The organism is Dyadobacter chenwenxiniae (assembly GCF_022869785.1).
Classification (GTDB): domain Bacteria; phylum Bacteroidota; class Bacteroidia; order Cytophagales; family Spirosomataceae; genus Dyadobacter; species Dyadobacter chenwenxiniae.
Genome location: NZ_CP094997.1, coordinates 4,893,917 through 4,907,503, shown reverse-complemented (window position 1 = coordinate 4,907,503; position 13,587 = coordinate 4,893,917). Strand labels below are relative to the sequence as shown.

Annotated in this window: 10 protein-coding genes; 4 read left to right on the top strand and 6 right to left on the bottom strand. The window is 45.1% G+C overall.

Annotated elements, in window-relative coordinates; all coding sequences use genetic code 11:
• Positions 1–3,330 carry a type IX secretion system sortase PorU gene (gene porU, locus MUK70_RS20900; protein WP_234654976.1) on the top strand — a complete coding sequence of 1,110 codons (3,330 nt, stop codon included), beginning with the start codon at positions 1–3 and terminating at the stop codon, positions 3,328–3,330.
• A gap of 58 nt (positions 3,331–3,388) precedes the next feature.
• Here porU and MUK70_RS20895 read toward each other — a convergent pair whose 3' ends face one another.
• Complete coding sequence (locus tag MUK70_RS20895; protein WP_234603611.1) at positions 3,389–3,583, bottom strand: hypothetical protein; 195 nt, start codon at positions 3,581–3,583, stop codon at positions 3,389–3,391.
• Between MUK70_RS20895 and porV the strand changes: the two genes are divergently transcribed.
• Together porV and MUK70_RS20885 are read left to right on the top strand one after the other, a co-directional pair.
• Positions 3,492–4,598 carry a type IX secretion system outer membrane channel protein PorV gene (gene porV, locus MUK70_RS20890; RefSeq protein WP_234603598.1) on the top strand — a complete coding sequence of 369 codons (1,107 nt, stop codon included), beginning with the start codon at positions 3,492–3,494 and terminating at the stop codon, positions 4,596–4,598. The genes MUK70_RS20895 and porV overlap by 92 nt on opposite strands.
• 80 nt (positions 4,599–4,678) lie before the next feature.
• Positions 4,679–5,959, top strand: coding sequence for a M16 family metallopeptidase (locus tag MUK70_RS20885; protein ID WP_234654975.1), 1,281 nt, complete (start codon positions 4,679–4,681; stop codon positions 5,957–5,959).
• Here the strand turns inward: MUK70_RS20885 and MUK70_RS20880 are convergent, their stop codons facing one another.
• A complete protein-coding gene (locus tag MUK70_RS20880; protein ID WP_234654974.1) occupies positions 5,960–7,282 on the bottom strand; it encodes a cryptochrome/photolyase family protein in 1,323 nt (440 codons plus the stop codon).
• 131 nt (positions 7,283–7,413) lie between these two features.
• Between MUK70_RS20880 and MUK70_RS20875 the strand changes: the two genes are divergently transcribed.
• Entirely contained in the window at positions 7,414–8,268 is an 855-nt protein-coding gene (locus MUK70_RS20875; RefSeq protein WP_234654973.1) for a 3-keto-disaccharide hydrolase, read from the top strand.
• Positions 8,269–8,363: 95 nt separating this feature from the next.
• Here the strand turns inward: MUK70_RS20875 and murA are convergent, their stop codons facing one another.
• The 4 genes from murA to MUK70_RS20855 form a co-directional block, all read right to left on the bottom strand.
• A complete protein-coding gene (gene murA, locus MUK70_RS20870) occupies positions 8,364–9,671 on the bottom strand; it encodes a UDP-N-acetylglucosamine 1-carboxyvinyltransferase (RefSeq protein WP_234607919.1) in 1,308 nt (435 codons plus the stop codon).
• Positions 9,672–9,714: 43 nt separating this feature from the next.
• A complete protein-coding gene (locus MUK70_RS20865) occupies positions 9,715–10,470 on the bottom strand; it encodes a DUF4290 domain-containing protein (protein WP_234607918.1) in 756 nt (251 codons plus the stop codon).
• A gap of 67 nt (positions 10,471–10,537) precedes the next feature.
• Positions 10,538–12,949 carry a putative type IX secretion system sortase PorU2 gene (porU2, locus tag MUK70_RS20860; RefSeq protein WP_234654972.1) on the bottom strand — a complete coding sequence of 804 codons (2,412 nt, stop codon included), beginning with the start codon at positions 12,947–12,949 and terminating at the stop codon, positions 10,538–10,540.
• 31 nt (positions 12,950–12,980) lie between these two features.
• Complete coding sequence (locus MUK70_RS20855; RefSeq protein ID WP_234654971.1) at positions 12,981–13,490, bottom strand: dihydrofolate reductase; 510 nt, start codon at positions 13,488–13,490, stop codon at positions 12,981–12,983.
• Between the last annotated feature and the right edge of the window lie 97 nt (positions 13,491–13,587).

Here is a 13,587-nt window from a genome sequence, read left to right as displayed (position 1 = left end):
TTGGCAATCATCATTTCTTTTTCTTCAAAAGCACAGGAAAAATCAGTGCTTTCAACGGGCAGCTGGTATAAACTTGCGGTAAGTGAAACAGGCATTCATCGCATTGATCCTGCTTTTTTTCAGAAAATGGGTGTCAATCCAGCCGACATTGATCCGCGGCAAATTCAGCTTTACAGCCAGAGGCCCGGCATGTTGCCGCAGCAAAATAATGCATGGCAATCCAATGGAATAACCGAAAATGCTATATGGGTTCTTGGTGAAGAGGATGGCAAATTTGACGGAAGTGACGCGGTTTACTTCTATGCCGAAAGTCCGCATGAAGTTGCTTATGATTCTGTAAAAGCGGAATTGAAGCATCAGATCAACATTTACACAGATTCGAGTTATTATTTTCTAACTTACGGTCAGCGAAATGGTTTGAGAGTAAAGCCGTTAGTGACCATTACGTCGCAAAAATCCAGATTGATCAACCAGTTTGATGACTACTGGTTTCATGAAACGGAAACCAGTAATTTGTTAAAATCGGGGAGAGAGTGGTGGGGTGAATATCTGAGTAATTCGCTCACATTCACTGTTAATATTCCCGGCATTGTTCCCGCTTCTCAAATCAAACTGCGCACTTCCGCAATCGCCGCAGCGCAGATTGCCACCAGATTTCTATGGCAGCTGAATGGTAAGCAAGTTGCTGAATCTCCTATCGGGACAGTTAGCGCCGGAACGTACGATGTCAAATCTTTGCGGTCTGACGCAACATTTACAATTGGTGCTGACAGTGCTCCCTCTGATGCAATTACAGTCGGGGTGACTTATGAGCGAAACGCGCAAAGTTCGGCGCAGGGTTATTTGAATTACATGGCGCTGCATGTAAAGCGTCGGTTACAGGAGTATGATAATCAGCAGGTTTACCGCTTTTTGCCTGAGGTTTCGGACACGGTGACATATTTATTTAGCAATGCAAGTTCGGATTGGCTGCTTTGGAATGTAAGTAATGCTCAAAATCCTGCAATTGTTCATCAGAATATTCAGAACAACACTTCATCATTTACTACAACTGGAGGAAAAGCCATCAGGCATTATATAGGCTTCAAGACTGGTCAGGCGATAGTCCCTGTTTTTCTGCAAAAAATTGATCCTCAGAACATTGTCAGTTATGCCGCGCCGGATTTGCTCATTGTAACACCGGGCGCGTGGAGGCATGAAGCGGAAAGACTGGCTGCGTTCAGGGAAAGCAATGATGGGCTGGAAGCGCTGGTTGTCACTACGGACCAGATTTATAATGAATTCGGGGGCGGAAAGCCGGATCTGACTTCAATCAGAGATTTTACAAAACATTTATACAATCAGGAGCCGGGCAAACTTAAATACTTGCTTTTGTTCGGGGATGCATCGTTTGATTACAAAAACAACTTGAAAAATCAGTCGGCGTCTCAGCAAAAAAGCTGGGTGCCCGTTTACGAAAGCAGGGAATCGCTCAATCCGGTTTACACTTATTCTTCTGACGATTATTATGGGTTCATGAAGGATAAGGAAGGAGCCTGGCCGGAATCGCCTGCCGGGGACCATACGGTTGACATTGGCGTGGGGAGGCTGCCGGTAAAATCGTTGTCCGAGGCACAGCTCATAGTGGATAAGCTCATCCGATATGGATCGTCCGGGCGCACACTAGGAAACTGGAAGAACAATGTCCAGTTTGTGGCCGACGATGGCGATGGTAACATTCACCAGCGCCATGCAGACGAGCTGGCCAGTATGATACAAAGCGATTTTATGTCTTCCCGGGTGTTCATTGATGCATTTCCGCAAATCACTGGCTCTGAGGGACAAAAAGCGCCGGCCGTGAATCAGATTATTAATAAGAAAATAGACGAAGGAACATTGATTCTCAACTATACAGGTCACGGCGGCGTCAGCGGCTGGGCAGAAGAGCAGGTGCTGACATTGGCTGATATGCAGTCGGCGCGTGGCATGGATAATTTGCCGTTGCTATTCACCGCAACCTGCGATTTTGGACGTTATGATGATCCTGGTTTGGTTTCCGGAGCAGAATTGATGGTTTTGAGCCCGAGAGGTGCAGCGATAGGCGCGATCAGCACCACAAGGCCGGTTTATTCCAGCACAAATTTTACCCTTAGCAAGGCATTTTACGAAGCATTGATACAAAAAAATCCGCATAGGAGGTTGGGCGATATTTTCATAGAAACTAAAAACAAAGCCCTGGTAGGCAGCTTGAACCGGAATTTTACATTGCTGGCGGACCCGTCCATGCAGCTCGTTAGGGCCGAAAAAAGCGTCAGATGGGCCGGAAAGCCTGATACATTGCGGGCCTTACAGAAAGTCCAGCTGAAAGGGCAGATTTATGATGCGGTTACGACATTAAAGGACAGCAGGTTCGAGGGCGTGGCGCATGTCATATTATATGATAAGCAGACAACATTCAAGACACTTGGCAATGAAGGCAAAGCAGAAACTTATTCCGAATTTCGCAGCAAATTGTTCGATGGACGGGTAAAGGTGAAAGAAGGAGAATTTATTTGTGAATTTGTGATGCCGAAGGATATCGATTACCGGGTGGGAGTGGGCAGAGCAAATGTCTATGCTGTTCAGGCAGACAGTCTTGGGGATGCAAGCGCGCAGCTCAATGTCACGATAGGCGGCAGTGCAGCTCCGGAAACGGACAACACGCCCCCTAAGCTGACAGCATACATGAATGATGAGTCATTTAAAGATGGCGATCTGATCGAGCCGTCTGCTACATTATATGTAAAGGCCAGTGATGAGAACGGGATCAGCATTTCCAATGCCGGGATCGGACATAATATCACATTGGTTTTGAATGACACAGCCACAATCAACCTGAACGACTACTACACAGCAGATGCCGACGATTATCGGAACGGAGTGATCACTTACCCGTTAGAAAACTTACCAACCGGTAAATATGTAATTCGAGTAAAAGTCTGGGATACTTATACTAACTTTTCAGAAATTGCGTTCGGTTTTCAAGTAGGTGCATTCAAGGGCATCCGGCTCAACACGCTGAAAGTATTTCCAAACCCATTTGAAAAAGATCTGTCATTTGAACTTACCCAAAACAGAGTGAATGACGATGTAGAAATAGTTTTCAATTTATTTTTAAACAATGGGCAGTCCCTGGGGCAATTCCGAAGACAGTATTACAATACGGAGACAACCGTCCGGGAGACTTTTGATATCGCTCAATCCGGATTTTGGATACCAAACCTTACTTCGCTTGTGTATCAATTAAGCATCAGGTCGTTAAAGGATAATTCCAGGGACCAGCGATCGGGTAAGCTCATCCGTTCTCCATAGTTTAATAAAACTTATCATTTTTTTAGTAATAACTATCTTTCATTGTATTTTTGACCCTTTAAAGAAGCTGATTCAAAGCACTTCCTATCGCAAATCCAATTTCTATGAGACTTTTTTTTGTTAGTTTATCTTCTCTCTTTATTCTATCAACGGGTGTAATTTTGGCCCAAACCCCACTTACAAGCACACAAAGAATACCACATTCTCCGCTTTCATTTTTAACATTTGCCCCTGATGCCAGAAGTGCTGCCATGGGGGAAGTAGGTGTAGCGATCAGCCCCGACGCGAATTCAACCTATTGGAATGCAGCCAAGCTACCTTATAATACAAAAGACATAGGCGTTTCTGCTTCTTACACACCGTGGCTCAGAAATCTTGTAGACGATATGTGGCTGGGTTACCTGACAGGTTATAAGAAACTGGGCGACAAACAGGCAGTTGCTTTTTCGGTTAACTATTTCAATAATGGCGAGCTGGATTTAAGAACTTCAACAGGCGCTCAAAACGGATATTACAATTCGCGGGAATTTGCTTTCAGCGGGACTTACTCGCGTCAGTTAGGTAAAAATTTCTCGATGGGTTTAACCCTGAAATACATTTCTTCCAACCTGGCAGCATCCGGGGTTGTGGGGGGAGCTTCACTTTCACCAGCCCGTACTGCTGCGGGTGATATCAGTGCATTTTATAGAAAGGAACTGAAAAATGAAGATACAGGCGGTGAATTCGTATGGACACTTGGTGCAGTGCTTTCTAATTTGGGTGGTAAAGTTAGCTACTCTTCGGTGGAAGGCTCGGAAAATTTCATTCCTACCAACCTGAAACTAGGTGGCGGGATTTCATTTACGGCCGACGGACGTAATCGTTTCAATTTCGGACTTGATGCAAGAAAACTAATGGTTCCTACGCCGGACGGAATAAAAGATGTTAATGCACTTCCGCTTTTGAAAGGTGTATTTGGATCATTCTCTGATGCCCCGGACGGATTTAAAGAAGAAATGCAGGAGATCGGGTTGGCTGTTGGCGCTGAGTATGTTTACAATAATATCTTTGCTTTACGCGCCGGATACAACGCAGAACACAAAAATAAAGGCGACCTTAAATATTTCACAGCGGGTGCGGGAGCTCATTTCATGGACAAATATTCCGTCGATTTTGCGTATCTTTTCCCTGTGACACAAGGAAGCCCATTGGCTCAAACGCTTCGGATCACACTTTCTTTGGGCTTGAACAAGTCGGAGAAACTGGATGTGAACGATACGGAGAACTAACAGAATCCATAAAAAACTTACTTTTCAGAACGAATGGCGTAATTATAACGTCATTCGTTTTTTATTACTCAACATTGCACATGACCATTGACCGCACCATCGCTCCGGAATTTCGGGTTATCCATTCTGTACACCTGCCAGACCCACAAACTTACAACCTGGATAACGGCACTGCGCTGCACGTCATCAACATTGGCGATCAGCCGGTGATCAGGTTAGAATGTATTTTTGAAGCTGGGAATTGGTATGAGAAGGAAATCGGCGCGTCGTTTTTTGCAATTAAAATGCTTTCTGAGGGGACGCTTACCAAAACATCCGCCGAGATAAGCGAGGCATTTGAGAGAATTGGTGCATTCACCGAGATGACGCACACGGCCGACCGTATAGGAATCGTCGTTTATGCACTTTCCAGATTTTTGCCGGACGTTTTGCCACTGGTTAGTGAACTGATCCACGACGCCGTTTTCCCTGAAAAGGAATTCCAGGATCTAAAAAATATCAACATTCAGAACTTGCGGGTTAACAAAGAAAAAAATGCCTACCTGGCTACGACCGCATTCAAGGCGAAGCTTTTTGGCACTAATCATCCTTATGGCCAAAGTCAGGAAGAGGAAAATATGGAGTCCCTTGCTATTGATTCGATCAAGGAGCATTATCAACAGTTTGTCAAAAACGGCAGATTCACGGTTGTCCTTGCAGGGCAGGTTGGTGAAAATGATATTAAAGTTGTAAATGAGCATCTTGGAAAAGTGCATACGGAGAGCCGCAACGCACCGGTGAAAGATGCTCAGCAGCCCGTGTATGCAAATGTGGAAGTGCTTGTTGAAAGGCCGGATAGCGTGCAGTCATCGATCCGGATGGGCAGAAGGCTTTTTAACCGTCATCACCCGGATTACTTTAAGATGCTGGTTACCAACGAAATTCTGGGTGGGTATTTCGGGTCCAGGTTGATGAAAAATATCAGGGAAGAAAAGGGCCTCACTTACGGCATATCTTCGCATTTGGTTACCTTACGTAAAGAAGGGTATTATATGATCGGAACGGACGTTAAAAAGGAGTTTACACAACAGACCATCGACGAGATCAGAAAAGAAATTTACCGCCTGCAAACCGAGCGCGTAGAAGAGGAAGAACTTCAAACGGTTAAAAACTTTATGGCCGGGGAGTTCGCCGGCTCACTAAACACCGCATTTGAAGTGGCTGATCGGCAGAAAATTTTGCTTTTGGATGGCCTTCCAGCGGATTTTTTCAAACATTACATCGATCGGATCCACGCAACAACGAGTGACGACGTGCTTTCCATGGCCACGCAATACTTGCAACCCGAAGATATGCTCACTGTTATTGCGGGTGGGAGATAATTAAGATTTGTCCAATGCCTTTTTATATTCTCTGAGGCATCTTTCTCTTGCCATTTTGTGGTCTACCATGGGTTCCGGATATTCGGCTGTGCCAATTTCCGGAACCCATTTCTTAATGTATTCACCTTTTGGATCAAATTTTTTTGCCTGCGCTTCCGGGTTGAAAATCCTAAAATACGGTGCGGCATCTGTGCCGGACCCCACAGCCCATTGCCAGCCGCCGTTATTTGCTGCAAGGTCATAATCTAATAATTTTTCGGCGAAATAGGCTTCTCCCAACCGCCAGTTCAGCAGTAAATGTTTAGCCAGAAAGCTCGCTACAACCATTCTGACCCGGTTATGCATAAAACCGATGGCATTCATCTGTCGCATTCCTGCATCCACCAACGGATAACCGGTTTTCCCGTCACACCATTTTTGAAACGCTTCTTTGTCGTAGCCCCAGTTAATGTCGTCATAAGCTGCCCTGAAAGCCTTACCCTTTCCTACATGTGGGAAATTGGCAAGTATTTGCTGATAAAACTCACGCCAGATCAGTTCATTGAGATACAAGCTGCTGTGTTCCATCGCATGTCTGGCCAGTTCGCGAATGCTCACTGTGCCAAACCTCAAATGAATGCCAATGCGGCTGGTGGCTTCCATAGCAGGGAAATCTCTTCCCTTTTCGTAGTTTTCGAGCAGCTCGGATGAAACGTGGGTGGAAGGAAAGTCGGTATTTGTGGGCTTGAAACCCATCTCTTCAAGCGTAGGAATTGTGCTACCTTCCCATTTTAAGAAGTTTTTGAAATACTTTTTATTGGGGTAAGAGGACAAATAAAAGTCGTCGCATTTTTGCCTCCACATTCGGCTGTACGGTGTGAAAACAGTGTAGGGCGTGTTTTGACCCGTGAGAATTTCCTTCTTTTCAAAAATAACCTGATCCTTATAAGCTTTCAGTTCAGCGTTTTTTTTATGCAAGATCTTCGCTACTGCGGTGTCCCTTTCCGTTGCGTAAGGTTCATAATCTGTATTGGTGTAGGCCTCTGCAATGTCATATTCCTCACTAAGTTCTTTCCAGACATCCGTTGGGTGACCGTAAAAAACCAGCATGTCAGAGCCAAACATATGCAGTTCTTTTTGAATTTCAATAATGTTCTGATGAATGAATGTCAGGCGCTTATCTTCCTTATTATCAATGTCATCCAAGATTGTTTTGTCGAAAATAAATACAGGAACAACCGGGTTGCCAGATCGCAATGCATAGTATAGTCCGGCGTTGTCGTGCAATCTTAAATCGCGCCGAAACCAGAACAGCGTTATCTTTTCTTTTGTTTTTAAGCTCATGTTTTACAAATGCAAGAATAGTATGCCAAATTGCTAATGGCGTGATATAAATACGGTGTAAAGTTTTTTTTGGATGCCCCGGATTTGTAACGATCGTCTGTTTAATTTGTGGTCTCATTAATCCTTAATTCATGAAATTACAACTTACACTATTTTTAAGTATTATCAGCTTTGTGGTTTTCGGCCAAAAAAATGCAGATAAGCAGGAATGGAAGCAGCTCTTCAACGGCAAAAATCTCGACGGCTGGGATATCAAAATTCGTGGCTATGAGCTGAATGATAACTATCTGAACACCTTTCGGGTAGAGGATGGCAAAATGGTTGTTCGTTATGACAAGTATGACGACTTCAAGCAAAAATATGGCCATATCTTTTATAAAGGCGATTTCTCTTATTACAGGATTTCAGTGGAGTATCGTTTTGTAGGAGAGCAGGCTCCGAAAGGGGAAGGCTGGGCCTGGCGGAACAGCGGTATAATGGTTCACGGGCAGCCTGCGGCAACGATGGGGAAAGACCAGGATTTTCCTGCTTCCATTGAAGTTCAGCTGCTGGGCGGGAACGATAAAAAGCGTACAACTTGCAATCTTTGCACACCAGGGACCAATGTGGTGATGAATGGAAAATTAATTACGCAACATTGCGTGACTTCCAAATCCCAAACTTACAACGGTGACCAATGGGTAAAAGCAGAAGTGCTTGTGCTTGGCGATTCGCTCATCCAGCATTTTGCGAATGGAGAAATGGTTTTGGAATACAATAAACCGCAATTAGGCGGAGGAAATGTAAGTGGCAACGATCCATCTTTAATAGTTGACGGAAAGCTGTTGGACCACGGCTCCATATCCCTGCAAAGCGAAAGCCATCCTGTTGAATTCAGAAAAGTAGAAATCCTGGATCTGAAAGGCTGTATGGATGCGAAGGCTGCTAATTACAAGTCATATTATGTGAAGGCGGATAATAGCAAGTGTAGTTACGGGAAGAAGTAAGGTGTTAATGTATATGGATTTGTCAGCCTGAGCGGAGTTGAAGGCGCGTTACCTAGGAGTAGCGCGCCTTCGACTCCGCTCAGGCTGACAAGGTGCTATAACCTGACAATCTCAGCTCCGATTGCATTCAATCTTCCATCAATATTCTGGTAGCCGCGGTCGATCTGCTCTATATTATCGATAATGCTGACTCCTTTTGCGGATAATGCGGCGATTAGCAACGCTACTCCGGCGCGAATATCGGGGGATGTCATGCGGATGCCGCGGAGTTGTGTTTCGCGGTTATGTCCTATTACAGTTGCTCGATGGGGGTCACAAAGAATGATCTGAGCGCCCATTTCAATTAGTTTATCTACAAAAAACAGGCGGCTTTCAAACATTTTCTGGTGGATGAGCACGGTCCCCTGTGCCTGCGTGGCTGTTACCAGGATAATACTCAACAGGTCAGGTGTGAAGCCGGGCCATGGCGCGTCCGCAACCGACATCGTCGAGCCATCAAGAAAATTCTCAATACGGTAATGTTCCTGAGCAGGAATAAAGATGTCGTCTCCGTGAAATTCCATTTTAATTCCCAGCCTTTGAAATACGTCGGGAATAATACCTAACTGCGGAATCTGACAGTTTTTGATCGTAATTTCTGACTGCGTCATCGCAGCGAGACCGATAAAACTTCCAATCTCGATCATATCGGGAAGCATCGTATGTTCTGTTCCGCTCAGCTGGCTCACGCCTTCTACAACGAGCAGATTGGAGGCAATCCCGGAAATTTTTGCACCCATTCTGTTCAGCATTTTACATAATTGCTGCAAATAGGGCTCACAAGCTGCATTGTAAATTGTGGTTGTGCCTTCTGCCATCACAGCCGCCATCAAAATATTGGCTGTTCCGGTTACAGATGCCTCGTCAAGAAGCATGTAAGCGCCTTTCAGATTGGTTGCATCCACTTTGTAAAATCCGCCGTCTTCTTCGTCATAGCTAAATTGTGCACCCAATTTCTCGAAACCTAAAAAGTGCGTATCCAGCCTGCGGCGTCCTATTTTGTCCCCTCCCGGCCGAGGGATCCTGCCTTTGCGAAAGCGCGCGAGCATCGGGCCAAGTAACATTACGGATCCACGCAATGCAGCTGCCTTCTGCTTGTAAGATTCGGATTCTAAATAATCGAGGTTGATATCACTCGCCTCGAAGCGAATGGAAGATTCGCTCAGACGTGTGCGCCGAACGCCCAGATCCCCGAGCAGATTGATAAGCTGGTTTACATCCCGGATGTCGGGAATGTTGTGAATGGTTACCGGTTCCTTGGTTAAAAGCACTGCGCAGATAATTTGCAACGCCTCGTTTTTTGCACCTTGGGGAAAAATAGAACCTTTAAGCCGTCTATCTCCGGTTATTTTAAATGAAGCCATATGTGATTGTGGGCAATTGACAGGATAAAATTAAACCTGGATGTTAGATTCCAGGTTTTTTACGGTTATTCCGGTTGTTATTGTTGTTGTTACCGCTGTTATTCCGGCCTGCGAACTTGTTGTTAGGCCTGTTTCGATTATTGGAGTTGCCTTGATTGTTGTTGCCTCCCTGCCGCTCCGAGTTATGACCGGATTGGGCTTTGAAACCGCCTCCGCCTCCACTTTGATGACTGTTTCCGCGATTGCGCTCCTGGTTACCGCTGTTGTTACGATCCTTCGGCGCTGCTTCAATAGGTCCGTTAGCACGGATGTAATCAATTTCCTCTTTCAAATGGCCCTTACTAAGTTGTTCGAGCTGGCCCAGAAGCACATTATCCTCCGGATTATCCTTATTCCAGGTGTTGAAGAAGGAGCGCATAAGCCGGAAAATATAGGAGACAAAGGCAAGTTTATCCTCTTGGTTTTCAGTATTAATAGCCTTTTCAAGGAGCAGGTCAATGTTGCGGCCGTAATGGCGATACATGAGATTCTGCTGGTTGTAGCCTACTTTAAGTGGCTTTTTGCCTAATGCCTCAGGAGATGGCGGTGGGAATGGACTGTCAACATCCAATTCGAAGCCGGAAATAATGTACAGATCATCCCACAGTTTATTGGTGTAATCCTGGTTATCCCTCATGTTCGGATGGATTTGACGCATGAGCTCAACCAGAATGTGCGCATAAAGGTTGCGTTTTGCCTTATCTTCCATCTTTACGATGTGATCAGCAAGTTTTTGTACGTTACTACCGTATTCTTTCAAGTGGATAAGTCATTTTTATAATCGACAAAAATAAGAAGTTTTTACTGAAAGAAAAGAGCAGGCGGGGTTAATGGACCCAAATCAATTTTCCTTGCAACACCTTTTGCACGGCCGGTACAATGGTCCGGTTAATCTGCTCAATTTCCAGGCTGTATAAATAAACGCCCGACGGCAGGTTTTCGGGATACCAAAGCCATTCGTTTTTTCCGGAATATGTCTCAAATGTGATTTCCTTCACTTTTCTTCCCCATAGATCATACACAAGTAAATTCGCTTTTTGAGGATAAGTTGACGATCCAAATGCAACAGAAAACCGAAACCACTGATGGGACGGATTCGGAGAAACGGTTATTGTAATATTAGTAGAATGCGACGTTGGCGGAATAGCAGGAAAAATCCGGATCGCCGGATCGCCGTGGAGCACCATTTGCTGGGCGGTAATGATCGCAGTTATGTTTTTGTGGCTGATCAAATTTCTGCGGATCGCCTCGTTCTGGATTATTCCAAAAGATTTGTGGGCGAATGCCGAATCGGTTAAGACTTCGTAGAAACGATCGGTATAATGTTTCAAGTCCGTAGATAAGCCGTTGAAAGTGTGAGCAAGAAATAAAACCGCGCCGCTGTTTGGATTTAAAATCCAGTCGTTACTCATGGATTTATTGGAATAAAAAATACTTCCTGCCGCGCAGCCATTAATGATGATTGCCGGATAGCGGGGATGGTTTTTAATGTATGCGTTTGGATCGCTGGCCAGTCCAATGTCAACATCCGTTACGTCCAGGCTGGAATGTCCGAAAAACGTAACAAGACCAACGCCTTTATTAATGGGAATGTATGTTGACAGCTTTTCAACAGGATCAGTGGTTTTCTTTGAAATCGTTGCTACGCTCGCTGCTAATGCTGAATTTTTAATTCTTTGTTCAAAAGATTTTACATAATCGGAAAAAACTGCAATCTCATCCATCGATCTTCCGCCGCTCAAATGCAGAATATTTTTGCGCCACGGAGCCGATGCCGGTTCGGCTTCCATAGCTTTCACTTTTGATAGATAATCATGGACATTCTGCGAAGTAAATGCATTAAGGCGCCCTATGGGCACTATCGGGTTCAGTCCGGAAACCGTATTGGCTTCCGTTACCAGCGCAATGTCAGAGCCTGGCCAACCGGCGTTGGGTACCATATCCAAAGTTCTTGCATTTGGGGATTTTCTAGCCGTTTGCGGATCCGTGGAGCGCCCGATCAGGAATACAAACTGTAAATTCCCAGCTTGTGACAACCAGGAAATCATATTTCTGATTCCTGAGGGTCCCGGCTCCCCGTAATTAAATTGATCATAGACATCCTGGCTGTCGATAATCAGTGGTTGATAGCCGCCTCCTTTTGCGGATGCCCGATACTCCGCATATGCCAGAACCGGGTCAACATTTTCAACGCGAGTCCGTACAGCAGGATGTGTGATGATCAGATAATTAAATGTTTGCGGTTCAATGTTCGGGAACTTTACGACCCTTGGTTTCAAAATGTCTATCGGCTCGCCTTGATTTGCAGGCTCCTCCAAAACCTTTTGCGGAAAGCGAAGTTTGGCATAGGACAAAGAAATGGTTCCTTCGTTTCCGGCAGCCACGAGAGTAAAACCAAGTTCGGTTTCGGTGCTGAAATCGGAGGGGGCCAAAAGTGCTTTAAAATTTAGTGACTCGAAATTATCAAAGCGAAATGTTCTGATCTTCCTTTTTAAACCGGATTTATCAGATGACCAAAGTTCATAAGCATGGCTTCCCATCGACCGACCTGCAAGGACAAGTTCGATCTGAGCTTCCGAAAATCGCTCAACCAGCGGCTCTTTAATGCCTAGTGAAAATGAATAAGAAGCATTTTGTTCGATTTCCGGGCCTGTCCAGCCTTCCCCCACATCGTAACCTGAAAGTGCCGAACCATCATTGAAGCCGGTTTCCGGCGGATAGAAATTCCCGGGTGCATAATGCGATACGAACAGTTTTTCGACTTCCGCAAAATGATAGCCAAGTGAATCAAATACTTTGGTACTATCGAAATCTGTTCTTTTGCCAGATATATCTGCCGCATTCCAGGTTAAAAAATACGCACTGGTGTCAGAATAAAGGCTGTAACGGGTATGGGGAATGGTGGCGGGCTTTACGTAAAGTGCACTATCGAGCGCTCCGTCGTTTCTTTGTCCCTGGAATATAATGTGGCTTTGCCCGGCACCGTTTACCTGGATAGCAACTTCTTTCCCCCTCCAAAACATCTGAAATCCAGCAGACTGACGCGGGTCAACGGGAAAGCCTGCCTGCTGAAGTTCCGCAGTGCATATTTTATAAAGCCCGTTTTCAACAACTGGAACGCGCAAGTAAGTTTGTGAAAAAATAATCCATTCGTTTCCATATAACTTCTGGGCTGAAAGTAAGCTCGGCGATAGGATCGAGATGCAGAAAAATAATGTGTGTGTGATCGTTTTGTTCATGCTTTAAAGTGAATGAACAGATTGCGTACGTCTAGTCCGTGCCCTTCCTTTCGTAAACATTCATGGAAAACGAATAAGCGTGTTTCTCGTCTTTTTCATGAAACTCCGAACTGGTTAACTCCCAGTCGTCCTGGTTTACTACCGGAAAGAATGCGTCGCCTTCAACCTGTGCGTGTACAATAGTCAGATATAACCTCCGGGCAAGCGGCAGCATTTCTAAAAACACCGAAGCACCTCCCAATATAAATACGGCATCTTCCCCGGAAAGTAACGCAAGCGCAGCAGGAATATCTTTGACGTACATAGTGTCGGGTGCGCTAGTCGGCGGTTGGCTGGACGACAGGATTACGTTTTTAAAAGTAGAATGCAGCGCGTCAGGCGCTTCAAAGCTTTTGCGGCCCATCAGGAAGGCTTTCCCGTTGGTAACCCGGCGAAAATGGGCCCACTCGTCGGGCAGATGCCAGGGAAGGCTGTTATTCTTGCCGATTACCCGGTTTTCGCTCATTGCAGCGATGATATAGAGCTGAGTTTGTGTTGCCAAAACAATTCGATTGTTAAAGATTCGGACAGAATATAGCCTTAAATTTTCAAGTTTTAAATCTTAAATACATATTCAACCGGTTAACATTCAATTTTTG

What these genes read in the sequence shown, in the direction of transcription:
- MUK70_RS20880 (WP_234654974.1), bottom strand. Translation starts at nt 7,282, where the DNA reads ATGAGCTTAAAAACAAAAGAAAAGATAACGCTGTTCTGGTTTCGGCGC.
- murA (WP_234607919.1), bottom strand. Translation starts at nt 9,671, where the DNA reads ATGGCTTCATTTAAAATAACCGGAGATAGACGGCTTAAAGGTTCTATT.
- porU2 (WP_234654972.1), bottom strand. Translation starts at nt 12,949, where the DNA reads ATGAACAAAACGATCACACACACATTATTTTTCTGCATCTCGATCCTA.
- MUK70_RS20875 (WP_234654973.1), top strand. Translation starts at nt 7,414, where the DNA reads ATGAAATTACAACTTACACTATTTTTAAGTATTATCAGCTTTGTGGTT.
- MUK70_RS20895 (WP_234603611.1), bottom strand. Translation starts at nt 3,583, where the DNA reads ATGGCAGCACTTCTGGCATCAGGGGCAAATGTTAAAAATGAAAGCGGA.
- MUK70_RS20885 (WP_234654975.1), top strand. Translation starts at nt 4,679, where the DNA reads ATGACCATTGACCGCACCATCGCTCCGGAATTTCGGGTTATCCATTCT.